Genomic DNA, 23458 nt, shown 5'->3' on the forward strand with positions numbered 1-23458 from the left:
GCTTTTCGCGCTAGGCTCTTGTCAGCTTCACGAGACATGGCGCCAAGCTCCGACTGGCCATGCACCAACCCCACGTGGGACGGGACCCGAGTGGTCCGCGTCCCGGATTGTTCGGCGGGTGGTTCGGATGACGAAGCGGCCCACGGCAGCCGCCGCGGGCAAGGACAATCCGAAAGGCCCGCCATGGCCCCGCTGCAGCAGCCCGAGTCCCCGCATCCCCAGCGCCAGTTGTCCGCCGTGGCCCACGGGCCCCGCGGCACGTCGCACTCGCTGGCGGGCGGCCCGGTCCGCCGTCTCGCCTCCCACACCGAACCGCGCTTCGCGAACGACTGGATCGGCGCCACGCTCCGGCTCTGCCCGGACCGCGGCCTGGTCCGGGTCGGCAGCGGCAGCGTCGAATGGATCCTGGCCACCGCCGATTTCGAGGCGCTGCTGGCCGCAGTCCCCGAGGCCGCCACCCCGCCCGGCGTCGCCGTGGAGTGGAGCCCGGGCCTCGGCCGGGTCCTTGTCCCCGGCGCGTTCGAGCGTGCGGGCACCAGCTTCTTCACGCTGGCCCGGCAGCCGGCCGCCGCCTGCGGCTAACCCGGGGCCCGGCGCCGCGGAAGCCTCGATGGCCACGTCCACGTCCAGCGGCAGGGCGTCGCCACGGGACGGGTTCAGCGTCTCGACCGCCCCCGTCCGGCGCGCGATGTCCAGCGCGGTGTCGGACAGGTCGGAGGTGACCACCCGCGCGGCGCCGGCGGGCGCCCCGATGCGTCCGCACCCGTTGGCCAGGACGCTCCGGCTGGACACGTGCCCGGCCCGGGCCGCCGCGTGCAGCGCCACGCCGTACGGTTCGGCCAGTCCGGCCTCCTTGAGCGAGACTCCGGCGGGAACGGCACGTAGCTGGTCCGGGCGGACGGCGCGGAAGGCGCCCTGTTAGTGCGGCTGGAACGTGGCCGAACCGAAATAGCGAACCTCGGGCGACGACCGGACAAAACGTCGCGCAAGAGGACCAAAAGCGACGCCGGCCCGCGCCATCCGAGGGATGGTGCGGGCCGGCGTCGTGGTGGGTCCGTTCGGACCGTGGGGCCTAGAGGCTCGAGTCGGGCTCGTGCTCCGGGTAGACCTCGCGCAACAGGTGCGCGGTCTCGGACGGGGTCTTGCCGACCTTGACGCCCGCGGCCTCGAGGGCCTCCTTCTTGGCCTGCGCCGTGCCCGAGGAGCCGGAGACGATGGCGCCCGCGTGGCCCATGGTCTTGCCTTCGGGAGCGGTGAAGCCCGCCACGTAGCCGACGACCGGCTTGGTGACGTTGTTCTTGATGAATTCGGCCGCGCGCTCCTCGGCGTCGCCGCCGATTTCGCCGATCATCACGATCGCCTTGGTGTCCGGGTCCGCTTCGAACGCCGCAAGGGCGTCGATGTGGGTGGTGCCGATGATCGGGTCGCCGCCGATGCCGATGGCGGTGGAGAAGCCGAGGTCGCGGAGCTCGTACATCATCTGGTAGGTCAGCGTGCCGGACTTGGAGACCAGGCCGACACCGCCCTTGCCCGTGATGTTCGCCGGGGTGATGCCGACCAGCGACTCGCCCGGAGTGATGATGCCGGGGCAGTTCGGGCCGATGATCCGGGTGACCTGCTTGCCGTCGGCGTCGACCTTGGACTGGGCCAGGGCCCAGAACTCGGCCGCGTCCTGCACGGGCACACCTTCGGTGATGACCACGACGAGCCCGATGCCGGCCTCGATGGCCTCGACGACGGCGTCCTTGGTGAAGGCCGGCGGAACGAAGACGATGGACACGTCGGCGCCGGTCTCGGCCATGGCCTCGGAGACGGCGCCGAAGACCTTGATCTCCTTGTTGCCGTGGGTGACCGTGGTGCCGGCCTTGCGGGCGTTCACGCCACCGACAATCTGGGTGCCGGCGTGCAGCATGCGGGCGGTGTGCTTGGAGCCCTCGCCGCCGGTGATGCCCTGGACGATGACCTTGGAATCCTTGTTAAGGAAGATAGACATTCTCTGATCCCTTACTTGTTCGCCAGTTCGGCGGCCTTGTCGGCGCCTTCGTCCATGGTGGTCGCCAGGGTGACCAGCGGGTGGTTGGCCTGCGCCAAGATGCGGCGCCCCTCGTCGACGTTGTTGCCGTCGAGACGGACAACGAGCGGCTTGGTGGCCTTCGCGCCCAGGATCTCCAGGGCCTTCACGATGCCGTTGGCGACGGCGTCGCACGCGGTGATGCCGCCAAAGACGTTGACGAACACGCTCTTGACCTGCGCGTCGTTGAGGATGACGTCGAGGCCCGCGGCCATGACCTCTGCAGAGGCTCCGCCGCCGATGTCCAGGAAGTTGGCGGGCTTGACGTTGCCGTGGTTCTCGCCGGCGTAGGCGACGACGTCCAGCGTGGACATCACGAGTCCGGCGCCGTTGCCAATGATGCCGACCTGGCCGTCGAGCTTGACGTAGTTCAGGTCCAGCTCCTTGGCCTTGGCCTCGAGCGGATCGGTGGCGTCCTTGTCCTCAAGATCGGCGTGGCCGGCCTGGCGGAACGCGGCGTTCTCGTCGATGGAGACCTTGCCGTCGAGGGCGACGATCTCGCCGGCGCCGGTCTTGACCAGCGGGTTGACCTCGACCAGGGTCGCGTCCTCCTTGACGAAGACGTCCCAGAGCTTGACGATGGCCGCTGCGACCTTCTCGCGCAGTTCGGGGGCGAACCCGGCGGCGTCGACGATCTCGTCGGCCTTGGCCTGGTCGATTCCGACGGCGGGATCGACGGCGACCTTCGCGAGGGCCTCGGGGCGCTCGACTGCCAGCTCTTCGATCTCCATGCCGCCCTCGACGGAGCACATGGCAAGGTAGTTGCGGTTCGCGCGGTCCAGCAGCACGGAGAAGTAGTACTCCTCGGCGATGTCTGCGCCCTGGGCGATCATGACCTTGTTGACGGTGTGGCCCTTGATGTCCATGCCGAGGATGTCGGTGGCGTACTGGAAGGCCTCGTCGGCGTTCTTCGCGACCTTGACGCCGCCGGCCTTTCCGCGGCCTCCCACCTTCACCTGCGCCTTGACGACGACTACGCCGCCGATCTTCTCGGCAGCGGCCTTGGCTTCTTCGGGTGTGTACGCAACGATGCCGGCAAGCACGGGTACTCCGTGAGCCTCAAACAAATCGCGCGCCTGGTATTCATACAGGTCCACGGGCTTGGTGTCCTTCTACGTCGAAGTCGTTTCTGGCTTGGAGCGCGGCACGTCTGGCCCGCGGTCCAAGTGGAACTTTAGTCCCTGGGCGCAAGACGCCCCGTTCAGACTAACCCTTTCGTGAGGAAGCGCACAGTTCTACAAGTTGTAGACGGTTCACGTTTCGCGCTATGGAAAAGCGGGTGCTCAGGCGGTCTTCGTGAGGGGCGCGTAGCGCAGCAGGAGCCGCTTCTCGTCGCCCCCGAACTTCACCTTGGCCACGGTCTTGTCCCCCGCCCCCTCGAGCGCCAGGACGATCCCGTCGCCAAACGCGGAGTGGCTGACCTTGTCCCCCACGGACAGGGCAACCACCTCCTTCTGCGGCTGCACCCGCCCGGCGGCGCGCGCTGTCGGGACCGTGCGCAGGGACGCGCCCTCGGCGTCGCCGGTCCGGCGCCCGGCCGCCTGCCGGCCTCCGCCGCCCGCCCCCCAGTGCGATCCGGCGTCGTAGCGGCTCGTCGCGAAGTCCTTGCGGAGGGAGCCCCCGAAGCCTCCCAGCGGTGTGCGGACCACACCCTCCCGCTTCCAGTCGAGCAGTCCGGCGGGGATCTCCTCGAGGAACTGGCTGGCGGGGTTGTATTGCGACTGGCCCCACAGGCTCCGGTACTCCGCGCGTGTGACATACAGCCGCCGCCGCGCCCGGGTCAGGCCCACGTAGGCGAGCCGGCGCTCCTCTGCGAGCTCCTTGGGGTCCGTCATGGACCGCTGGTGCGGGAAGATGCCGTGCTCCATTCCGGTGAGGAACACAACCGGGAACTCGAGGCCCTTCGCGGTGTGGAGCGTCATCAACGTGACCACACCCTCCTGGCGCGCCATCGCCGCCCCCTCCTCGTCGGTGGGCGCGTCAGGAATCGAGTCGGCGTCCGCGACGAGCGAGACCTGCTCCAGGAAGTCACCGAGCGTGCCCTCCGGATTGTCGCGCTCGTAGTCGCGGACGACGGCGACGAGTTCCGCGAGGTTCTCCACGCGCGACTCGTCCTGCGGGTCGTCCGACTTGCGCAGCATTTCCAGGTAGCCGGTCTGCTCCAGCACCGCCTCGAGCGACGCCGCCGCGCCGGAGCCCTCCGCGACCACGGCCAGGTCGTCGATGATCTTGACGAACGAGGCGACCGACTTCACGCTGCGCGTGGCCAGCCCGGGGGCCTCCTCGGCTCGGCGGAGCGCCGCCATAAACGCGATGCGTTCGCGCTGGGCCAGCGCGGCGACCGCGTACTCCGCCCGGTCCCCGATCCCCCGCTTGGGTTCGTTGAGGATGCGGCGGACGTTGATGTCGTCCTCCGGGTTCACGAGGACCCGGAGGTAGGCCAGCGCATCCTTGACCTCCTTGCGGTCGTAGAAGCGCGTCCCGCCGACCACCTTGTACTTCAGGTCCACGCGCATCAGCTGCTCCTCGAGGGACCGCGACTGTGCGTTGGTGCGGTAGAAGACGGCCACGTCGCCGGGGCGGATGCCGTCCTCGTCGTTGAGCCGCAGGATCTCGTCGGCGATCCAGCGGGCCTCGTCCTGCTCGGATTCCCCGACGTAGCCGACGATCTTGGCCCCGTCGCCCTCGGCCGTCCACAGCCGCTTTTCCGGACGGTCGGGGTTGAGCGAGATGACCGCGTTCGCGGCGGTGAGGATGTTCTGCGTTGACCGGTAGTTCTGCTCCAGCTTGATGGTTTCGGCGTCCGGATAGTCCTTCCCGAATTCCACGATGTTGCGGATGTCGGCACCGCGGAAGGCGTAGATGGACTGGTCGGAGTCGCCGACGACGGTGAGCTCGCCGCCGGGCGTGTGGCCGTCCGGGCCCGTCAGCTCGCGCACCAGGGAGTACTGCGCGTGGTTGGTGTCCTGGTACTCGTCCACCATGACGTGGCGGAAGCGGCGCCGGTAGTTGTCGGCGACCGCCGGGAAGGCGCGGAAGATGTTGACGACCTGGCCGATGAGGTCGTCGAAGTCCATGGCGTTGGCCTGGCGCAGCCGCTGCGTGTACCCGCGGTAGACCTCCGCCACCGCCGCGTTGAACGGGTCGCCGCCGCCGGCGGTTGCCGCGAAGTCCTCGTCGTCGATCAGTTCGTTCTTGAGCGCCGAGATCTTGTGCGCCATGGCCTTCGGGGCGAACTTCTTCGGGTCCAGGTCCAGCCCCTTGGCGACCATTGTGATCAGCCGGAGCGAGTCGGCCGAGTCGTAGATCGAGAAGTTGGACTTCAGACCCACGGACGGCGCCTCCCGGCGCAGGATCTTGACGCAGGAGGAGTGGAAGGTGGAGATCCACATGCGGTCGGCGTCGGGACCCACCAGCGCGCCGATGCGTTCGCGCATCTCCGCCGCCGCCTTGTTGGTGAACGTGATCGCCAAGATCTCATGCGGACGCGCCCGGCCGGTGGCCAGCAGGTAGGCGATCCGGTGGGACAGCACGCGCGTCTTGCCGGAACCGGCTCCGGCAACGATCAGCAGCGGGGACCCCGCGTGCCTTACGGCCTGTTCCTGCTCCGGGTTCAGGCCCTCGAGCAGTGCCGCGGCATCGGGTCGGGCGGGACGGGCGGGCGGCGAGGAGAAACCGTCGAAGAGGAAATCCATGGTGCATCCAGTCTACGGTTCGGGCACAGCGACGGGGCGGCGGCGCACGGCCCGGAAGCGGACCCCGCGGACCGGACGCGCGGCCGCGCCGCGTCGGGCCGCATAATTGAGGGATGTCGAAAAAGCCCGGCCAGCGCCGCCGTCCCCAGCAAAACCGCAAGCCAGCCGCACGGGCCGGCGCCACCGGTCCGACCGCTTCGCGCGGCCCCGCGGCCGCCGGGGGCGCGGCGGCCAACCGTTCGGCGGCGCGGCCCCCGGTGGCCAACGGCACAACCACGCGCACCCCGCAGGCCGCACAGTCCAACGCCAACCTGATCCTGTTGGCAGGCTTCAGCGCGGCGGTCCTGCTGTTCTGGTACTACCACCTGCTGACCCTGAACCAGATGACCGACCTCACCGGCGGGCTCGCGGTGCCCGACCAGTTGTTCGGCGGGTACGACGTGGCGCACATCGAGGCCCTGCGCGCCAACATGGACGACGCGGCCCGGGGCCAGCTCAACTACCTGCACAAGACGGCGGGCTTGCTTTTCCCGCTGTTCCTGGCCCTGATCACCATGTTGGCGGTCAACATCCATGTGGCGCGCGGCGCACTGCGCTGGTGCCTGTGGGCCGTCCCGATGCTGTTCGCGGTCCTCGACCTGTGGGAGAACTCGGCGATCGATGGCATCCTCGCCGGTGCCGTTGATCCGGGCGCCGTCGCGCTGGCCAGCGCCTTGACGATCGCGCGCTGGATCATGCTGATCGGAACGGTCGGCGTCGCCGGGTTCGTCCTGGTGCGTGCGTTCGTGTCCACGTTCCGCAAGAAGTGGGCCGACGCCGGGCTGGCGTAGGCGGGCCGCCCGCCACGCTCCGAAGACCGCGGGCCGCCCGGTTCGCCGCGCGTCGGCCGCCGTTTGGAACGACGCGGCCGGCTGCCGCTAGTATGGTTGCTGTCCGCCGCGGCCAATGGCCCGGCGGGCCCGCCCCTGTAGCTCAGTTGGATAGAGCGACCCTCTCCTAAAGGGTAGGCCATCGGTTCAATTCCGGTCAGGGGCACCAGAAGGCTTTCGACCGCCTCGGCGGGTGGTCGGAAGCGCTTAAAAGAGGGAAGGGCCACCGGCCGGTCCAGAGTCCGATGGCTCCCTATGCATCATCTTCAGCGTCAACCGGCCAGTGGCCCCAGTTGGTGTTGTCCCCCGACTGCCAGAACCGCCGTTCTCCCACCGGTCGCGGCGGCTCTTGAGACCCGCTCTGCCGCGACGGTGGGCGGTTCGGTTGCCGCAACACCACCCTATTATCTAAATCCATTAGAGATGCAATGTCAATCCGCGCGCCCGCCGGAAAGGTCAGCGCAACAGCAGGGCACTTGCCTTCGGGGAGAGCGTGGCGTCCATGACCGCACAGGCCCCGCCGATGGCGGCGTTCCGGTGGCCCAGCTTGGAGCTCTCGACGCGGATCGGATGGATGTCCTTCGCCGTGAAGCGCTCGTTGATGACCCGGGTGACCGTCTTGAGGCACAGGTCGCCGACCTGCGACCACGCGGGGCCGCCGAACACCACCCGGTCCACATCGAGGGCGTTCACCAGTTGTCCGACCATGTCCGCGGCGCGCGAGCAGAACTCCGTCACCAGTTCGACGGCCACCGTGTTCCCGTCCCGGGCCATCTCCACCAGCCGGTTGAGCGCCGCGGCGCGTTCGGCCACGTTCGCGCCCTCGGGGGCGTCGAGCTCGATGCCGACAGCGGCCGCGCGGCGGGCAACGTTCTCGAAGGAGAGCGCTCCGGCCAGGCAGTCGTTGCGGCCGCACTCGCAGGGGCCCGTCTCCTCGCCCACGGAGTAGTGGCCGATCTCGCCGGCGTTGTTGCTGACCCCGCGCATGACCTCGCCACCGAGCACCATGCCCACCCCGACGCCGGTTCCGACGTAGACGCAGAGGAAGTTCGGCCCGTTCTCCTCGTCCGTGCCATTCCACAACTCGGCGACGGCAGCGGCGATCGTGTCCTTCTCCAGGATGACGTTCAGGTGCAACAGGTCAGCGAGCGGCTTGACGATCTCCACCTCGGTCCACCCGTCCAGCAGGGGCGGCCCGGTGACGATCCCGCGTTTGGGGTCCAGCGGGCCGGGAACGGCCACGCCGACGCCGACGATCCTCTCCCGCGGCTGGCCGGACTCGGCGATCAGGGCCTCGACGGTCTGCGCCATCTGCTCGATGGTTCGCTCCGGCACCTCCACCGACGGCGTGTCCAGGCGCTCGGACGCGACCACCTCGCCACGCAGGTTCACCATCACGAGCGAAATCAATCCCGGGTCGATGTGGATGCCGATGGCCATCAGCCGGTTGGCCTCGAGCTCGAGCACCGTCCTCGGCTTGCCCGGACCGGAGACGACGGTGCGGTCCTCGCGGACCAGCGCGTCGTCGAGGAGGCGCCGGACCACGTTGGAGATCGTTTGCGGTGACAGTCCCGTGGACTCCGCGAGCTCAACGCGGCTTACCCCGTCTTTGGCGCGGCGGATCGATTCGAAAATGACCGCCTGATTGAAGTCGCCGAGCCGGCCAAGATTGGTGCCGCGCTGCATTTAGTCTCCATCATTGTTCCGCGTCGGAATGCTCTCGCCCCGGCAGGTTTCCCCGTGTCAACGTCCCCCAACGTTTCAGGCATCTCGGGCGATTCAACTTCGATTCTACATTTGAGTAGCCTCAAGTCGTCCAGCTCACTTTTGGGCGCGCCGCGTTGCTAGGCTTTGCGGCATGCCGAACCTGTTGACCATCGCCGCGGTGCGCCTGCTGGACGAATCCGGACGCATCCTGTTGGTGCGGAAACGCGGGACAACGGTCTTTATGCAGCCCGGCGGCAAACTCGAGCCCGGAGAATCACCGGACGAGGCCGCGCTGCGGGAGGTGCACGAGGAGTTGGGCCTGGTCATCCGGCGCGAGGACCTGGTCCCTCTGGGCCGGTGGTCGGGGGCGGCGGCCAACGAGGCGGACACCAGCATACTGGCGCACCTCTTCGGCGCCGTCCTCGACGGCGACCCCCGGGTGGCCGCGGAGCTGGAGGAGATGGTCTGGGAGCACCCCGGAGACGCCCTGCGCCGCGCCGACATCGCGCCCCTGCTGCGCGAGCACGTGCTCCCCGAACTTCTCGGCGCGCGGCCCGCCGGGGAACGGCGCGCCTAAACGTCGGCGAACTGCGTGCGGTACAACTCGGCGTAGCGGCCGCCGGCGGCGAGCAGCTCCGCGTGGCTTCCCCGCTCGAGGATCCTTCCGTCCTCCACCACCAGGATCGCGTCGGCGGAGCGGATGGTGGAGAGGCGGTGCGCGATGACCACGGCGGTGCGGCCCTCCAACGCCTCGGCGAGCGCCGCCTGCACGGCGGCCTCGTTGGTGGAGTCCAACGCCGCGGTCGCCTCGTCCAGCAGCACCACCCGCGGCGCCGCGAGCAGGAGCCGGGCGATCGTCATGCGCTGGCGCTCGCCGCCGGACAGGCGGTAGCCGCGCTCCCCCACCATCGTGTCCAGTCCGTCGGGGAGCGAACGCACCAACTCCTCGAGCCGCGCCCGGCGCAGCGCGTCCCAGAGATCGGAGTCGGCGGCCTCCGGAGCGGCGAGCCGCAGATTCGCCCCGATGGTCTCGTGGAACAGGTGGCCGTCCTGCGTCACCATGCCCACGGTGTTGCGCAGCGACTCGAAGGTCGTGTCCCGGACGTCGACCCCCGCCAGCTCGACCGCCCCTTCGTCGACGTCGTACAGCCGGGCCAGCAGCTGCGCGATCGTTGACTTCCCGGCGCCCGAGGAACCAACAAGCGCGTAGGTCTTCCCCGCCTCGACCTCGAAGTCCACCCCGTGCAGCACTTCCTCGCCGCCGCGGGTATCCAGCACCGCGACCTCTTCCAGCGAAGCGAGGGACACCTTGTCGGCGCTCGGATACCCGAACCGGACGTCGCGGAAGCGCACGGAGACGGGGCCCTCCGGCAGCGGTCTTGCGTCCGGCTTTTCGGTGATCAGCGGCTTCAGGTCAAGGACCTCGAAGACCCGGTCGAAGCTCACGAGCGCGCTCATGATCTCCACCCGCGCGTTCGCCAACGCCGTCAGGGGCGCGTACAGGCGGGTGAGCAACAGGGCAAGGGTCACGACGTCGCCCGGCGCAAGCTGCCCGCGCAGCGCGTACACGCCTCCGAGCCCGTAAACGAGCGCCAGGGCCAGGGCCGCCACGAGGGTCAGCGCGGTGACAAAGAGGAACTGGCGCATGGCCATCTTCACGCCGATGTCGCGCACCCGCGACGCGCGCGCCGCGAACTCGGCGGACTCCGCGTCCGGCCTGCCGAAGAGCTTGACCAGGGTGGCCCCCGGGGCGGAGAACCGCTCGGTCATCTGGGTCCCCATGGTGGCGTTGTGGTCCGCCGCCTCGCGCCGCAGCCGGGCCAGCGTGACCCCCATGCGGCGCGCCGGAATGAGGAAAATGGGAAGCATCAGCACGGACAGGACGGTCACCTGCCAGGAGGTGCTGAGCATCACCGCGGCGGTGAGCGCCAGCGCGACGACGTTGCTCACCACCCCGGAGAGGGTGCCGGCGAAGGCGGACTGGGCTCCGATCACGTCGTTGTTGAGCCGGCTGACCAGCGCGCCGGTCCGGGTGCGCATAAAGAAGGCGATGGGCATTCGCTGGACGTGGTCGAACACGCGGGTCCGGAGGTCGTAGATCACCTGCTCGCCCAGGCTCGAGGACAGCCAGCGGGTCAGGATCGTCACGCCGGCCTCGGCGACGGCGACGGCCGCGATCAGGACGGCGAGCCTCAGGACGGCGGAGACCGGACCGCCGGCCACGATGGCGTCGACGACCTGGCCTGCGAGCACCGGGGTGGCCACGGCCAGCACGGCCGCGACGACGGAGACCAGGATGAACGCGGTGAGGCGTCCGCGGTACTGCTTGGCGAAGTCGATCACGCGGCGGACGGTTCCGGGCGCGAACTGCTTGCGCTTGTCCGCCGAGGCGAGCCTCCAGAGGGAACCCCAGGCGGCGTTTTCCATGCTCATCGTGTTGCGCTCCCTCCAGCGTCGGGGCGCGCGCCCCGACCCTCCATCCTACGCGTGGAGCCGGTCCTCCAGCCGGGTGATCGCACGTTCCACGTCGGCGGGGGCCTCCAGCGGCGGGGTGTGCCCGCAACGGGGCACCAGCGTGAAGTCGGCGTCGGGGAACACGGCCTGCCACGCCCGCGAATCCACCGGCTTCCGCTTGGCGTCGAGGGCGCCGTGGAGGAGCTCCACCGGCAGGCCCTCGGCCGGAATGCGCCGGGCGGGGATGCCAGTGCCGGTGTCCGGCGCGATGAAGTCCGCCGCGACTTGGCTCTCGAGCACGGACACGGCCGGGTCCGGACCCACCAGCCGGCTGAACTCCACCATCGCCTGGATCCACGCGTCGCGCTGGGCAGGCGTCCCGGATGCGATGTTCAGCCACGCGTACCCGCGCCATTGGGCCTCCGTCACGGATGCCCTGAGCCCCTCGAGCATCCCTTGGATACTTGTGTGCGAGCGCATGTTCGGGCCCGAATCGATGAGGACCAGTCCCGCCACGAGGTCCGGATGGGACAGTGCCGTGAGGGCCGCGATGGCCCCGGCCGTGGAATGTCCGACCACGATCGCGGGGCCGTGTCCGCGTCCCCCGATCAAGCGGGCCACCGCCTCCGCGACCGTGCGGAGCGTCGGCTCGGGAACCTCGCGCATCCATTCGAAGGCCACCGGATCGAAGCCGCCGCGCGCCGTGAGGCGCGCCGCCACGACGTCGTACACCGCGGCCGGGACCAACGTTCCCGGTAGCAGGACCACGGTGCGCGGCTCCCGCCGGTGCGAACGCACGAACCTGTCCATGGCTCCTCTTTCTAGCGCCTGTCGTCGAACGTGCTCCCGGGTTCGCGGGTGTGCGGGACGAAGCGGACCATCATCGCCTTGTAGCCGGGCGTGTTGGACTCGCGCGCCACGAGCCCGCGGTGCACCAAGGCGTTGGCTTCCGGGAAGTACGCCGCCGCGCAGCCCTTGGCGGTCGGGTAGGCGACCAGCCGGAAGCGGTTGGCCCGCCTTTCCGTCCCGTCGAAAGTGGATACAACGTCCACGAGGTCGCGGTCCCGCACGCCGAGCTCGGCCAGGTCGTCCGGATTGACCAGGATGACGCGGCGCCCGCCGGAGATGCCGCGGTAGCGGTCGTCGAGTCCGTAGAACGTGGTGTTGTACTGGTCGTGGCTGCGGACCGTCTGCAGGATCAGGTGGCCCGGGGGCGCCTCGAGGTACTCCAGCGGGCTGACGGTGAAGCGCGCCTTGCCGATGTCGGTGGCGAACGTGCGGGTGTCCCGCGGCGGGTTGGGCAGGACGAAGCCGTTCCGGCCCCGCACACGACGGTTGAAGTCCTCGAACCCCGGCAGCACGCGCGCGATGTGGTCGCGGATCACGTCGTAGTCCTCGGCCATCGCCTTCCAGTCCACGGAATGTTCGGGGCCGAGCACCGCCTGCGCCATGCGCGCGACGATGACGGGCTCCGCCAGCAGGTGCGGCGAGACGGGGGCCAGGCGGCCCTGCGTTGTGTGCACCACGGACATGGAGTCCTCGACCGTCACGAACTGCGGCCCGCCCGGGTGCTTGTCGTCACGGTCCGTCCGGCCGAGGGTCGGAAGGATGATGGACGTCCTCCCGTGGACGACGTGGGAGCGGTTCGGCTTCGTGGAGATGTGCACGGTGAGGCCCGCGCGCTGCATGCCGGCCTCCAGCGCCTCGGTGTCCGAGCAGGCCAGCGAGAAGTTGCCGCCCATGGAGACGAACACGTCGACGTCGTTCTCCTCGAAGGCCTCGACCGTCTCGGTGGAGTCGTGGCCGTGGTCGCGCGGGCTGGTGAACCCGAACTCCGCGTCCAGGGCGGACAGGAGCCGCTCCGTGGGCTTCTCCCAGATCCCCATGGTCCTGTCGCCCTGAACGTTGGAGTGCCCACGGACGGGGCAGGCTCCAGCGCCCGGCTTGCCGAAGTTCCCCTGCAGCAGCAGAAGGTTGATGATCTCGCGGAGCGTGTTGACGGAGTGCGGCTGCTGCGTCAGGCCCAGCGCCCAGCACACGATGGTGGCCTTGGACTTGGCTAGCATGCCGGCGATGGCCGAGATCTCCATCCTGGACAGGCCCGTGGCCTCCTCGGTCGCGTCCCAGTCCAGTTCGGAGCGGGCGGAGGCGTACGCCGCGAAGCCGTCCGTTTGCCCGTCGACGAAGGCCCCGTCGACGACGGAGCCGGGGACGCGCTCCTCCTCCTGCAGCAGCAGGTGGCCGAACGCCTGGAAGAGCGCCAGGTCCCCTCCCACCTTGATCTGCAGGAACTCGTCGGCAATAGTGTCGCCGCCGCCGACCGTCCCCGCCAGGGTCTGTGGGTCCCGGAAGTTCAGCAGGCCGGCCTCGGGCAGCGGGTTGACGGCCACCACCTTGGCGCCCTTGCGCCGCGCGTCCGCCAGCGCGGAGAGCATGCGCGGGTGGTTGGTGCCGGGGTTCTGGCCCACCACGAAGATCAGCTCGGCGTGGTCGAAGTCCTCCAGGGAGACCGTCCCCTTGCCGATTCCGATGGTGGGGTTCATCGCCGTGCCGGACGACTCGTGGCACATGTTCGAGCAGTCGGGGAGGTTGTTGGTGCCCACGCTGCGCGCGAACAGTTGGTACAGGAACGCCGTCTCGTTGGCGGTGCGTCCGGATGTGTAGAAGACGCAGCGCTCCGGCGTCGTCTTGTTGATGTGTTCCGCGATGGTGGAAAAGGCCTCGGACCAGGAGATCGGCGTGTAGTGGGTCTCGCCCTCGCGGATGGCCATCGGCTCCGTGATGCGCCCCTGGTTCCCCAGCCAGTATTCGGTCTTCCCGCGCAGCTCCTCGATGGGATGGGCGGCCCACCATGCCGCGTCCGCGGTGCGGGTGGTGTTCTCCTCGGCGAGGGCCTTGGCGCCGTTCTCGCAGAACTCGGCCGGCTTGCGCGCGCCGGTGATGGACTCTGGCCAGGCGCAGCCCGGGCAATCGACGCCGTTGCGCTGGTTCACCCGCAGCATGGAACGAAGTGTCCGGGAGACGCCCGCCTGGGACAGGCCGCGGTCCATGGCGACCATCACCGCCTTCACCCCGGCGGCCGAGGTCTTGGGGGCGTGGACCGTGAGGTCGTCCTCGTTGATGTCCTCTACGGGTGCGGCGCGGTTCATGGGTTGCTCCTGGTTCGGGCGGCCGCCGTGGCCGGCACGACGCTTCTCAATGGTGGACCAACGCGGTCCGGGTGGGTATAGACGTTGATGCTGCTGCCGCGGCTGAAGGCGGCGAGGGTGAGTCCTTCTCGGTCAGCCAGTTCCACGGCGAGCGACGAGGGCGCGCTCACGGCCGCGAGCACGGGTATCCCGGCGAGGCGCGCCTTCTGGACCAGCTCGAAGGATGCCCGGCCAGAGACCTGGAGCACGGTGTCGGACAGGGGCAGCCGGCCCTCGCGCAGGGCCCAGCCGACGACCTTGTCCACGGCATTGTGGCGCCCCACGTCCTCACGCAGGCACAGCAGGTTCCCGTCCGTGTCGAAAAGACCCGCCGCGTGCACGCCCCCGGTTTTGGAGAAGAGGTCCTGGCCCTCCCGCAGGGCGTCCGGGAGCGCGAGCAGCGTCTTCAGGTCGATGCGTCCCGCCGCGGCGTCCAGCGCGAAATGGGCGCTCTTGGCCACGGCGTCGATCGAGGCCGTGCCGCAGATCCCGCAGGAACTCGACGTGTAGACGTGCCGGTCCAGTGAAGGGTCCGGCGGAGCCACGCCGGGGGCCAGGCGGGCCTCGACGACGTTGAACGTCTGCCGCCCGTCCTCGTCCTCGCCGGCGCAGAAGCGCATGCTCTCGAGGTGGTCCGCCGACCAGACGATTCCCTCTCCCACCAAAAAGCCGCCGACCAGATCGAAGTCGTGGCCGGGCGTCCGCATCGTGACGCTGAAAGCGCGGCCGTTGACGCGGATCTCCAGCGGCTCCTCGGCCGCCATGGTCTCCTCGCGGGTGCGTTCGCCGTGCTCCAGCGACAGCCGGACCACCCTGCGGCGTTGGGTCAGCCGTCCCATCGGGTCCTCCTTGCGCAACTCGGCACCGGCAGTGGCGTGGGCCACTCCGGGGCTGTTATGGCGACGCTACCACGGGAGGGGCAGGTAGATTGCCGGTCCGCCGGCGGCGAGACCCTCCGGGGGCACGACCAAGAGGACGTCGGCCGTCGCCAGCCCGCGCATCATGGCCGAGCCCGTGTGCGCGGCGGGCATCAGGGCGCCTTGTTGGGAGCCCTCCGCCCAGCGCGCCGGCACCACGCGGTGGCGTCCCGGCAGCGGCGCGTGGCTGGTGGCGCTGAGGGCCTCGCGCGGGGCCGACGCCGGGCGGCCCGCCGCGCCCCGCAGCAAGGGTTCCAGCAGCGTCGCCACGGCGACCAGGGCGGCCAGCGGGTTGCCGGGCAAACTGAGCAACAGCCTGCCGTCCGGCATTCGGGCCAGTAGCGCGGGGTGGCCCGGGCGGACCGCGACGCCGTCGACCAGCGGTTCCGCGCCGAGGTGGCGCGCCGCGGGCCGCAGGTGGTCCAGCGGCGAGCCGCCCGTCCCGCCCGTGGTCACCACGATCGCCGCCTCTCGGGCCAAGGGACCGTCGACGGCGTCGACCGTTGCGTCGAAATCGTCGCCGATGCGGGCGGCCGAGGCGACGGAGCCCCCGAGTCCGCTGACACAGGCAGGCAGGACCGGGCCGAAGGCGTCGCGGACGAACCCCTTGCCGGGGACGCCGGCCTCCGTCACCTCGCCGCCGGTGAACACCAGCCGGACGGGGATCCGGGGCGCCACCAGCACGCCGTCGTGCCCCGAAAGGGCCGCGACCGCGACGCCCGCGGGGGTCAGCCTGGTGCCGGAGGGCAGCAGTTCTGTACCCGTCGTGGCCTCGGTCGCGGCCGGCCGGATGTCCTTGTTCTCCGGCGGCTCGTGATCGGAGCGCAGGACGCCGGCTTCCTCCGCGCCGTGTTCGCGGCGCAGAACGGCGGTGGCGCCTTGCGGAATGGATCCGCCGGTGACGATCGGGCTCGCCTGTCCCGGCAGCAGTGTGTCCTCCACTCCCGGAACGGCCCCGGTGGGGATGGCCGCGAAGGCTGGGAGCCGCCAGGGCCCCGGCCCGGAGACCGCCCAGCCGTCCATGGCCGAGGAGGCGTAGTGCGGCAGCGGATGCAGCGCGAAGAGCGGTGCGGCCAACACGCGGCCGGCGGCCTCGGCGAGCGGAACCTCGTGGGCCGCGGACAGCCGGGACCCGAGTTCGCGCCCGGCCGCGTAGGCCACGGCCCGCGCCGACGGCCAGTCGGCACCCGACATCAGTGCTCGCCGTCGGCGCGCTGCTTGAGCATCGTGCGCACCAGTCGCGCGGCGGCCGCCATGCATTCCTCTTCGGAGGCCATGCCGTGCCCGACGGCGATCCCGGCGGCGTAGCCCGCGATGTAGGTGGTCAGCGGGGCGGCCGGCCGGACCACCCCGTGGGCCGCCTCGCCGGCGAGGGCCAGCACCTCGTCCGTGTCCACGGACGTCCCGGGCAGCTCAAAGGCCGTCAGCAGTTCCTGGACCCACGGCTCCAGTTCCGGATGCTCCGCCACGTTTTCCTCCTGTCGCGGCACCGCCTGTGGCCCGCTTCTCGGTTCCGGCCAGGCTGATGCCTGCCCGCCCGGCGTCCTCCCATGTGTCGATGTCGTCGTATGTGACACCGTCGAGGGACAACCGGACTATCTGCACCTTAGCAAGCAGCCGCATCATCGATGAGTTCGCCAGTCCCCCGGACTCGGACTCCGCGGCTTCGATGGCCTCGGACAGGCCCGTGGTGGCGACCACGCAACTCAGCGGCTGGAGCCTCCCGCCCGCGTCGACCGGCACCCAGGCCGCGTCCGGCGAGAAGTTTTCCCGCGCCGCCGCGAGCACCCCTGCGACCGCGGGGCTGGGGTCTATTAGGTCCGCGGCCAATACGACCGTCAGCTCGGGCGGCCCCGCAGCCGGAGCGGTGCGCGCAAGTTCGCGCACGCCCGCGGCGACCGCCGCGGCCGGTCCGCCGAAGAATGGCTCCTCCCTCGTCAGTAACAACGGAGCGGATCCCCCAGTGGCGGCCCCGCCGCGGTCGCTCCGCTCGATGACCGGCGCAAGTTCGGACGGCCCCACGACGGCGATGCGTTCCGCCCCGGACACGGCGGCCAGCGCGTGCTCGAGCAGGGTTTGCCCGTTGTGGACCAGCAGCGGCTTCGTTTCTCCGTCAAGCCGGCTCCCGCGCCCGCCGGCGACGATGACCGCGTTGAACCTCATGCGGCAGTGCTGCCGAGAAACTCGTGCCAAGCCGGGGCGGGCCGCTCCAGCTCGGTGATGTACCACTGCGGACCGCGCGGCGGCGTGGGCTTGAAGCGCAGGGTCCACCCGAGCTGGCGCAGCGTCTTGTGGCCCTTCGCGCTGTTGCAGGCAAGGCAGCAGGCCACCAGGTTCTCCCACGTGTCCTGGCCGCCGAGGGACCGCGGGTGGACATGGTCGATCGTCGAGGCGTGCCGCCCGCAGTAGCCGCAGTTGTGGCCGTCGCGGCGCAGCACGCCTCGCCGCGTCACGTGCGCGGATCCGCGGTAGGGAACCTTGATGTACCGGTGCAGCAGGATGACGGAGGGGCGGCCGACGACGGTCCGGGGGCCCACGACCGGGTCGTCGTCGTCCTCGGCGAGGACACTGGCTTTTCCGGCCAGCACCAACAACAGCGCCCGGCGGAAGGTGACCACCGCGAGCGGCTCGTAACCGGCATTCAGTACCAGGGTTCGCATCAGCGTTCCTCGTTGTCCTGACAGGGCCGCGGAGGCGGGGGTTGGGCGCTTCCCGCGGCGTTCAGCGTTGGCTTGCGAGTTCCAGCCTAATGCCGAGAGGGCCAACTCCGCTCCCCCGCGCCGGTTGCGGCGGTTAAACGCGAAGGACCCCGCCCGGTGGGGCAGGGTCCTTCGCGATGGCTTCGGGTGTTAGCCGCGGAGCGTGTAGTAGCCGTACAGCGGTCCGTACGGGCTGTTCGCCGGGCGGATCACGGTGCCGACGCTCGGGTTCTGGGCGCCGATGATCTGGCCGTTGCCGATGTAGATGCCGACGTGGCCGCCACCGTTCTGGAACACCAGGTCGCCCAGCTTCGGGGAACTGGTGCGCACGAACTGGCCGGAGCCCAGGATCGCGGAGGTGCCGCGGGCGATGTTGATGCCGGCCTTGCCGTAGACGTACTTGACGAAGCCGGAGCAGTCCCAGCCGGACGGCGTGTTGCCGCCGAAGACGTACGGCGCGCCCTTGTACTGCAGCGCCATGGCGGCGATGCTGCTGCCCTTGCCGCTGGCGGTTGCCTCGACGGCAACCTCGGTCTCGGCCTTGGCCTGGACCTTGGGGGCCGGGGCCTCTGCTGCGGGAGCGGCCGCCGCGGGGGCCGCCGCAGGTGCGGCGGTGCGTGCGGTGGCGGCTGTGGCCTGGCCGGCCGTCGCGTTGACGTTGGCACGTGTCGTCGGGGCGGCGGCGCGGTCCGCGGCGGCGGACGTGTCGACGGACTCGGCAACAGCGACAACAACCGGCTCCGGCTCCGGCTCCGGCTCGGGGGCCGGGGTGGAAGTGATCTCGGCGCGCTCGATCTCGAAGTTCTTCACGGTTGCGGTCGGGACGGCCACGGCCTTCACGGCAACGCGCTCGGCGGTGAGGGTCTCGGCCGGAACCGACGTGGCTTCACGAACGGCCGGGGTGGCCTGGGCGGGGACGCCCAGGGTCAGGACCAGACCGGAAGCGGCGGCGATGACTGCCGCCTGGCGGCCAACGGAGCCTGCATTGGAGGCAACGGCCTTGGAAATGGATTCCAGCGGGTTCGAACGAACGGGAGTCGCGCGGTGGCGACCCAAGGCATGACGCTTGGACATGATAAATAACCTCTCCCAATGCCTGCGAGGTGAGCTGTCGGATTCGAGTGGGAGTCACTCGGTGCGGGGGCCGGATACCGGCCCTGCGCACTTAACCCCAAGGATCCTTGCGGACCCAAAAGTTGGTTCCCCCGCCACTGCCAAGCGTGTTGTGCGAACGGACCTCGCCCGGTGGCAGTGTTAGGCAATCTGCGCGAGGGTGTTGGATCCATAGGCGATCCAGCACGTGTTCTAAGGTATCTGAAATATTTGTAAAAGTCACATTCCGGTCACGGAATGATATTTTTCCGATCTCGGCACTTCGAAAAGTGGCTACAACCAGCCGGCAGGGTCAACGGCGTCGCCGTCCACCAGCACCTCGAAATGCAGGTGGCATCCGGTGGAATTACCCGTGGTTCCGCTCGCAGCGACCACATCGCCGCGTTCAACCTTTTGCCCCACGGCAACGGTCAGGCTGGTGTTGTGGTTATAGGTCGTTTCCAGCCCGTTACCGTGGTCGATGCGCACCCGGTTGCCAGAATGACCCGCCCATGCCGCCTGTACGACCTTGCCCGAGGCCGCTGCCTTCACCGGGGTCCCACACTTCGCGCCGTAGTCCTGGCCGATGTGGGTCACGATGCCAACCCCGGAGACGGGGTCCACGCGCGTGCCGAACTTGGAGGTGATACGGATCGAGTCCAGCGGCTGGGCCAGCACGCCGCCCGTGTCCACCTTGGTGACATCCCCGCCAGACGCCGACATCAGGTAGTCCAGCTCGTCGTCCTTGGTGTGCGAACTGGTCAGCGTGCTGCGGGAGACGTCGTACTCGTCGGACGCTGGGACGCTGACGTCGCTGACAGCAGGGGTGGACTGGGCCACTCGTTGCTCCTCCGCCGCTTCGCCGCCGAGGTTGGGGTAGGCGGCGGCAAGGGCCAGTCCCGAGACCGCGGCGACGGCTGCGATCTTGTGGCTAAGGCCCAGCGACCTGCGGTGGACGCGGGCGGGGTAGTCGCCCGCCCCGCGAGGCTTGGCGGCGTCGTGCGCTGAAACGGCGACGGGAAGCGTCTCCCGGCGGCCGGAGGCGACGGGTGGGGCGTCCCCGGGGACGGGCCCTCCGGTCGTGGCGTCCGGGCGCACCCCCGTGGCGGTGGGGCCGTAGCGGAGAGCAGTGGAGTAGCGGCGGCCGCCACTCTCAGCGCTCGGCGCGACCGGGTCGGCGGCAGCCATACCCAGGCGGCGCGACTCTCCGCGCGGACGGCGCAGTTCCTTTTCGGCGGCGTTCTGGTGCACGGCTTCCCCGGGGCGTGGACCATCTGCGTCTTCCCGGGCCAGGCGGTGCCCATCATTTTTAAGCTCAGTCAAGCGACAACCTCTCAACACGCCTGCGAAGTTAGCTGTCGGATTCGAGTTTGAGATCTACTCGGCCGGGCCGTCTTGCGAGGACCGGCTTCACCCCTAGGCGGCGGACAGGGTCCGGCCGCCGGTATGAATGGGTTCTCCACCCCTGCCTGTCGTCATGTGGACGGACTCGCTCCGCCGGCAGGGTTAGGCGATCGGAGAGAGAGAAGGAAACAAGTCCCCTTCGTCATCCAACGGTACAGGACAACCCTTGGAAAGTAACAATTTCGTTATCTAAGGCTGGCGGGCCACAAAAACGTGCGCGCTCACTTCCTGGGGGAGCTCGAGCGCGCCCTCGACGCCGTCGACCCTGACCACCACGTAGTCACCGGCTCGCTCCAGGGTGACGTTCGCACCCGGTCGGATGCCGCCGTCGTTCAATTGCGCCAGCAGTTCGGGATCCACCTGGATCGTCTCGGCAAGGCGGAGGATCTCGAGGGGTCCACCGTTGCCCGCAAGCAGCGCGGCGTCGAGGTTCTGCACGGGCGCGGCCGGGCCGGACTCGGCCGGGCCACCGAGTGCCTGCAGGCCGGGAATCGGGTTTCCGTAGGGCGAGTCCGAGGGCCGTCCCAACAGGTCGTAGAGGCGTTGTTCCACCCGCTCGCTCATGACGTGCTCCCAGCGGCAGGCCTCGTCGTGGACGTATTCCCAGTCCAGTCCTATGACATCGGACAGCAGCCGCTCGGCCAACCGGTGCTTGCGCATGACCTCGGTGGCCAGCTGCCGACCCGTGACCGTGAGCTCCAGGTGACGGTCCTGCGAGACCACAACCAGGCCGTCCCGTTCCATGCGGGCGACGGTCTGCGAGACCGTGGGGCCCGAATGTCCCAACCTCTCGGCGATCCTTGCGCGCAGCGCGGTGATCTCCTCTTCCTCGAGTTCCAGAATGGTCCTCAAGTACATTTCGGTCGTGTCGATCAGGTCAGTCACTGCGTGGGCTCCTGTGGGCAGGCGGATGGTCGGGAACCAGTCGTCCCAACTCTACCCGCGTTAACAAACTCCCCCGGGTTCTGGATTCCGCGCGCGCTGCGAGACGATGTAGGGCGAGGCGACCCGCCACGATGCAGGGTCGCCCCAAACCGTCCCCGGAGCGTGCAGGAGCCAGCATGAGCAACGACATCACCATTCCCTCCGACCTGTTGCCGGCCGACGGCCGCTTCGGCGCGGGCCCCTCGAAGGTGCGCCCGGAGCAGCTCGACGCCCTTGCCGGCGCGGCGAAGCTCCTGGGCACGTCCCACCGGCAGGCGCCGGTGAAAAACCTGGTCAGGAGCGTCCAAGAGGGCCTCTCCCAGTTCTTCTCCGCACCCGACGGCTACGAGGTTGTCCTGGGCGTCGGCGGCTCCACCGCGTTTTGGGACGCCGCCTCCTTCTCCCTGGTGGAAAAGAAGGCGCAGCACCTCTCCTTCGGCGAATTCGGCTCGAAGTTTGCCGCCGCCACAAACAAGGCGCCGTTCCTGGACGCCTCGAGCATCCTCAAGGCCGAACCCGGCACCCGGCCGGTGCCCGCCGCGGAGGCGGGGGTCGATGCCTATGCGTGGCCACAGAACGAGACCTCCACGGGCGTGGCGGCGCCAGTCCGGCGTGTGCGGGGGGCCGACGACGGCGCCCTGGTCCTCATCGACGCGACCTCCGCGGCGGGCGGCCTCGACGTCGACGTCACCGAATCCGATGTCTACTACTTCGCTCCGCAGAAGAACTTCGCCTCCGACGGCGGACTCTGGCTGGCGCTGTTCTCCCCCGCCGCCCTGGAGCGCGTCGACCGCATCGCGGCGTCCGACCGCTGGGTCCCGGACTTCCTGAACCTGAAGACGGCGGTGGACAACTCGCGGCTGAACCAGACGTACAACACCCCGAGCCTGTCCACGCTGGTGACCCTGAACGCCCAAATCGAATGGCTCAACGAAAACGGCGGGCTGAAATTCGCCGCGGACAGGACGGCCGACTCGGCGGGCCGCGTGTACTCGTGGGCCGAGGCCTCCCCCGTGGCCACCCCGTATGTGGTTAACCCCGAGGACCGGTCCAACGTCATCGCCACCATCGACTTCGACGATTCCGTCGATGCCGCGGCCGTTGCCAAGGTCCTTCGCGCCAACGGCATCGTGGACACGGAGCCCTACCGGAAGCTGGGCCGCAACCAGTTGCGCATCGCAACGTTCGTCGCCATCGAACCCGACGACGTCACCGCGCTCACGCGCTGCATCGACTACGTGCTGGAAAACATCTAGGCGACCCAAACCAGGAGGACCCCCGACTCTCGAGTCGGGGGCCCTCCTGTCGGCCACCGAAATTCGGTAACGGCCGGCTGTTATCTTGGTGCGTCAGACCGCGATCACGGCGCCGGATCTTCGGCGGGGGCGCCGCCGGCGGGGACCGCTTCTGCTGCGGGCTCCGCTTCCGCGCGAGCTCCGTCGTCGTCCGGCGTACCGACCGGGGCGGCATCTCCCTCTTGGCCCTCGGCCACATCGTTGTCGCCGGCCGGGTGCCCGCCGGCCTCGGCGAGGGCGGCCTCGGCTGCCGCTGCTTCCGCGGCCTCCGCCTCGCGCTCCGCCGCCAATTCCTCGTCGTTTACCCGCTCGGACCAGGGGACCCAGGGCGGGGCCAACAGCGCGCCCGAACCCGGCAGCAGGCCGATCTCGCTCACGGTCGGAACCTTGCCGCGGGGCAGCCGCGCCAGCGTCGCGTACCATTCCCACCCTGCGTAGGCCTCCAGGTGCGCGGTGAAGCGGTGGGTTACCAGCCGCTCGCCGTCCGCCACGGCACCGACGTGATCGCCCAACTGTTCCTCCGGAACCACCTCTAGCAGTGCGGCGCGGGCCGCGTCGACCGCACCGGCCAGCGCGGCGTCGAGTTTGGGGGTGCGTGCCATCGGTTCAGGCGTCCAGGTCGTCGGCGACGGCGCGAAGCACGGCCGCGATCTTGGAACCCTGTGCCTTCTCCGGGTAGCGGCCCTTGCGCAGGCCGTTGGAGATGCCGTCGAGCAGCTTGATCAGGTCCTCGATGATGACGGCGGATTCGTCGGCGGGCTTGCGCTTGGCGCGGGCGACCGACGGGGCGGCCTCGACCACGCGGGCGGTGAGCGCCTGGGCTCCCTTGCGGCCTTGGGCTATCCCGAATTCCATGCGTGTGCCGGCGCGGACCTCCTTGGTCCCGGCGGGCAGCGCGGACTCGTGAAGATAGACTTCCTGGCCGTCGTCGGTCACCAAAAACCCGAAGCCCTTGCTGGCCTCGAACCACTTCACTTTGCCGAATGGCACGTCGCTTACCTCGTTCTGATGTACCCGTGGCACCGCCGGCGCCACTCGTGGATTCCCGGCCGCGCCGCACCCGCGGCCTCGGCCGCCCGGGCGCGGAGGGACCGGGGAAGTCTGTTCCTCTAGGGTACGTCACGGCCGCCCCGCCGCCTGACT

At 69.6% G+C, this 23458-nt stretch carries 21 protein-coding genes, 1 tRNA gene and 3 riboswitches; of the genes, 5 read left to right on the forward strand and 17 right to left on the reverse strand.

Features of this window, described 5'->3' with window-relative positions; translation table 11 throughout:
* Window positions 1-25: 25 nt before the first annotated feature.
* Window positions 26-171: riboswitch (SAM riboswitch) on the forward strand.
* A gap of 12 nt (window positions 172-183) precedes the next feature.
* Window positions 184-582, forward strand: a complete 399-nt coding sequence (locus AC3ZJJ_RS11585; protein WP_489891971.1) for a hypothetical protein — start codon at window positions 184-186, stop codon at window positions 580-582.
* 490 nt (window positions 583-1072) lie between these two features.
* Here AC3ZJJ_RS11585 and sucD read toward each other — a convergent pair whose 3' ends face one another.
* The 3 genes from sucD to pcrA all read right to left on the reverse strand — a co-directional run bounded on the left by sucD (window position 1073) and on the right by pcrA (window position 5766).
* Window positions 1073-1993 carry a succinate--CoA ligase subunit alpha gene (gene sucD, locus AC3ZJJ_RS11590; RefSeq protein WP_489891972.1) on the reverse strand — a complete coding sequence of 307 codons (921 nt, stop codon included), beginning with the start codon at window positions 1991-1993 and terminating at the stop codon, window positions 1073-1075.
* A gap of 11 nt (window positions 1994-2004) precedes the next feature.
* The gene (gene sucC / locus AC3ZJJ_RS11595; protein WP_489891973.1) at window positions 2005-3168 is read right to left on the reverse strand and encodes an ADP-forming succinate--CoA ligase subunit beta; all 1164 of its coding nucleotides are present in this window, start codon (window positions 3166-3168) and stop codon (window positions 2005-2007) included.
* A 186-nt stretch (window positions 3169-3354) separates the two neighbouring features.
* Window positions 3355-5766 carry a DNA helicase PcrA gene (pcrA, locus tag AC3ZJJ_RS11600; RefSeq protein WP_489891974.1) on the reverse strand — a complete coding sequence of 804 codons (2412 nt, stop codon included), beginning with the start codon at window positions 5764-5766 and terminating at the stop codon, window positions 3355-3357.
* 113 nt (window positions 5767-5879) lie between these two features.
* Here pcrA and AC3ZJJ_RS11605 point away from each other — a divergent pair, with 113 nt between their 5' ends.
* Both AC3ZJJ_RS11605 and AC3ZJJ_RS11610 read left to right on the forward strand, forming a co-directional pair.
* Window positions 5880-6596: a hypothetical protein gene (locus AC3ZJJ_RS11605; RefSeq protein ID WP_489891975.1), complete on the forward strand. Its 717-nt coding sequence runs from the start codon at window positions 5880-5882 to the stop codon at window positions 6594-6596.
* 131 nt (window positions 6597-6727) lie between these two features.
* Window positions 6728-6804, forward strand: a tRNA-Arg gene (locus AC3ZJJ_RS11610).
* 287 nt (window positions 6805-7091) lie between these two features.
* Here AC3ZJJ_RS11610 and AC3ZJJ_RS11615 read toward each other — a convergent pair.
* Window positions 7092-8321: an ROK family protein gene (locus AC3ZJJ_RS11615; protein ID WP_489891976.1), complete on the reverse strand. Its 1230-nt coding sequence runs from the start codon at window positions 8319-8321 to the stop codon at window positions 7092-7094.
* A gap of 172 nt (window positions 8322-8493) precedes the next feature.
* Between AC3ZJJ_RS11615 and AC3ZJJ_RS11620 the strand changes: the two genes are divergently transcribed.
* A complete protein-coding gene (locus AC3ZJJ_RS11620; protein WP_489891978.1) occupies window positions 8494-8919 on the forward strand; it encodes an NUDIX hydrolase in 426 nt (141 codons plus the stop codon).
* Here AC3ZJJ_RS11620 and AC3ZJJ_RS11625 read toward each other — a convergent pair.
* The 11 genes from AC3ZJJ_RS11625 to AC3ZJJ_RS11675 form a co-directional block, all read right to left on the reverse strand.
* Window positions 8916-10775: an ABC transporter ATP-binding protein gene (locus AC3ZJJ_RS11625; protein ID WP_489891979.1), complete on the reverse strand. Its 1860-nt coding sequence runs from the start codon at window positions 10773-10775 to the stop codon at window positions 8916-8918. The two genes, AC3ZJJ_RS11620 and AC3ZJJ_RS11625, sit on opposite strands and share 4 nt — an antisense overlap.
* Window positions 10776-10823: 48 nt before the next feature.
* A complete protein-coding gene (locus AC3ZJJ_RS11630) occupies window positions 10824-11606 on the reverse strand; it encodes an alpha/beta fold hydrolase (RefSeq protein ID WP_489891980.1) in 783 nt (260 codons plus the stop codon).
* An 11-nt stretch (window positions 11607-11617) separates the two neighbouring features.
* A complete protein-coding gene (locus tag AC3ZJJ_RS11635; protein ID WP_489891981.1) occupies window positions 11618-13945 on the reverse strand; it encodes an FdhF/YdeP family oxidoreductase in 2328 nt (775 codons plus the stop codon).
* Window positions 13942-14823: a formate dehydrogenase accessory sulfurtransferase FdhD gene (fdhD, locus tag AC3ZJJ_RS11640; protein ID WP_489895819.1), complete on the reverse strand. Its 882-nt coding sequence runs from the start codon at window positions 14821-14823 to the stop codon at window positions 13942-13944. The genes AC3ZJJ_RS11635 and fdhD overlap by 4 nt, the downstream gene beginning before the upstream one ends.
* Before the next feature lie 66 nt (window positions 14824-14889).
* Window positions 14890-16095, reverse strand: coding sequence for a molybdopterin molybdotransferase MoeA (locus tag AC3ZJJ_RS11645; protein ID WP_489891982.1), 1206 nt, complete (start codon window positions 16093-16095; stop codon window positions 14890-14892).
* A complete protein-coding gene (locus AC3ZJJ_RS11650; protein WP_489891983.1) occupies window positions 16095-16370 on the reverse strand; it encodes a DUF6457 domain-containing protein in 276 nt (91 codons plus the stop codon). Before AC3ZJJ_RS11650 ends, AC3ZJJ_RS11645 begins: the two co-directional genes overlap by 1 nt.
* The gene (gene mobA / locus AC3ZJJ_RS11655; RefSeq protein ID WP_489891984.1) at window positions 16315-17064 is read right to left on the reverse strand and encodes a molybdenum cofactor guanylyltransferase; all 750 of its coding nucleotides are present in this window, start codon (window positions 17062-17064) and stop codon (window positions 16315-16317) included. Before mobA ends, AC3ZJJ_RS11650 begins: the two co-directional genes overlap by 56 nt.
* Window positions 17061-17561: an HNH endonuclease gene (locus tag AC3ZJJ_RS11660; protein ID WP_489891985.1), complete on the reverse strand. Its 501-nt coding sequence runs from the start codon at window positions 17559-17561 to the stop codon at window positions 17061-17063. The genes mobA and AC3ZJJ_RS11660 overlap by 4 nt, the downstream gene beginning before the upstream one ends.
* 189 nt (window positions 17562-17750) lie before the next feature.
* Window positions 17751-18674: a C40 family peptidase gene (locus tag AC3ZJJ_RS11665; protein ID WP_489891986.1), complete on the reverse strand. Its 924-nt coding sequence runs from the start codon at window positions 18672-18674 to the stop codon at window positions 17751-17753.
* 5 nt (window positions 18675-18679) lie between these two features.
* A riboswitch (cyclic di-AMP (ydaO/yuaA leader) is annotated at window positions 18680-18840 on the reverse strand.
* Between the two features lie 146 nt (window positions 18841-18986).
* Complete coding sequence (locus AC3ZJJ_RS11670; RefSeq protein WP_489891987.1) at window positions 18987-19943, reverse strand: M23 family metallopeptidase; 957 nt, start codon at window positions 19941-19943, stop codon at window positions 18987-18989.
* A gap of 75 nt (window positions 19944-20018) precedes the next feature.
* A riboswitch (cyclic di-AMP (ydaO/yuaA leader) is annotated at window positions 20019-20215 on the reverse strand.
* A 70-nt stretch (window positions 20216-20285) separates the two neighbouring features.
* The gene (locus AC3ZJJ_RS11675) at window positions 20286-20981 is read right to left on the reverse strand and encodes an iron-dependent transcriptional repressor DtxR (RefSeq protein ID WP_489891988.1); all 696 of its coding nucleotides are present in this window, start codon (window positions 20979-20981) and stop codon (window positions 20286-20288) included.
* Window positions 20982-21157: 176 nt separating this feature from the next.
* On the opposite strand from AC3ZJJ_RS11675, the gene serC reads away from it, so the two are divergent.
* Window positions 21158-22276, forward strand: coding sequence for a phosphoserine transaminase (gene serC, locus AC3ZJJ_RS11680; RefSeq protein ID WP_489891989.1), 1119 nt, complete (start codon window positions 21158-21160; stop codon window positions 22274-22276).
* 104 nt (window positions 22277-22380) lie between these two features.
* On the opposite strand, the gene AC3ZJJ_RS11685 is transcribed toward serC, so the two are convergent.
* Window positions 22381-22917 (reverse strand): DUF3027 domain-containing protein, encoded by a 537-nt coding sequence (locus tag AC3ZJJ_RS11685; RefSeq protein ID WP_489891990.1) that lies wholly within the window; start codon window positions 22915-22917, stop codon window positions 22381-22383.
* 4 nt (window positions 22918-22921) lie between these two features.
* Entirely contained in the window at window positions 22922-23305 is a 384-nt protein-coding gene (locus tag AC3ZJJ_RS11690; RefSeq protein ID WP_489891991.1) for a cold-shock protein, read from the reverse strand.
* Window positions 23306-23458 lie beyond the last annotated feature (153 nt).

The sequence above is a fragment of the Arthrobacter sp. AOP29-A2-19 genome, from assembly GCF_058138025.1.

Bases quoted from the DNA above. Each gene is read 5' to 3' on its own strand.
- AC3ZJJ_RS11585 (WP_489891971.1), top strand. From the start codon at position 184: ATGGCCCCGCTGCAGCAGCCCGAGTCCCCGCATCCCCAGCGCCAGTTG.
- sucD (WP_489891972.1), bottom strand. From the start codon at position 1,993: ATGTCTATCTTCCTTAACAAGGATTCCAAGGTCATCGTCCAGGGCATC.
- pcrA (WP_489891974.1), bottom strand. From the start codon at position 5,766: ATGGATTTCCTCTTCGACGGTTTCTCCTCGCCGCCCGCCCGTCCCGCC.
- AC3ZJJ_RS11605 (WP_489891975.1), top strand. From the start codon at position 5,880: ATGTCGAAAAAGCCCGGCCAGCGCCGCCGTCCCCAGCAAAACCGCAAG.
- AC3ZJJ_RS11615 (WP_489891976.1), bottom strand. From the start codon at position 8,321: ATGCAGCGCGGCACCAATCTTGGCCGGCTCGGCGACTTCAATCAGGCG.
- AC3ZJJ_RS11620 (WP_489891978.1), top strand. From the start codon at position 8,494: ATGCCGAACCTGTTGACCATCGCCGCGGTGCGCCTGCTGGACGAATCC.
- AC3ZJJ_RS11625 (WP_489891979.1), bottom strand. From the start codon at position 10,775: ATGAGCATGGAAAACGCCGCCTGGGGTTCCCTCTGGAGGCTCGCCTCG.
- AC3ZJJ_RS11630 (WP_489891980.1), bottom strand. From the start codon at position 11,606: ATGGACAGGTTCGTGCGTTCGCACCGGCGGGAGCCGCGCACCGTGGTC.
- AC3ZJJ_RS11635 (WP_489891981.1), bottom strand. From the start codon at position 13,945: ATGAACCGCGCCGCACCCGTAGAGGACATCAACGAGGACGACCTCACG.
- fdhD (WP_489895819.1), bottom strand. From the start codon at position 14,823: ATGGGACGGCTGACCCAACGCCGCAGGGTGGTCCGGCTGTCGCTGGAG.
- AC3ZJJ_RS11645 (WP_489891982.1), bottom strand. From the start codon at position 16,095: ATGTCGGGTGCCGACTGGCCGTCGGCGCGGGCCGTGGCCTACGCGGCC.
- mobA (WP_489891984.1), bottom strand. From the start codon at position 17,064: ATGAGGTTCAACGCGGTCATCGTCGCCGGCGGGCGCGGGAGCCGGCTT.
- AC3ZJJ_RS11660 (WP_489891985.1), bottom strand. From the start codon at position 17,561: ATGCGAACCCTGGTACTGAATGCCGGTTACGAGCCGCTCGCGGTGGTC.
- AC3ZJJ_RS11665 (WP_489891986.1), bottom strand. From the start codon at position 18,674: ATGTCCAAGCGTCATGCCTTGGGTCGCCACCGCGCGACTCCCGTTCGT.
- serC (WP_489891989.1), top strand. From the start codon at position 21,158: ATGAGCAACGACATCACCATTCCCTCCGACCTGTTGCCGGCCGACGGC.
- AC3ZJJ_RS11685 (WP_489891990.1), bottom strand. From the start codon at position 22,917: ATGGCACGCACCCCCAAACTCGACGCCGCGCTGGCCGGTGCGGTCGAC.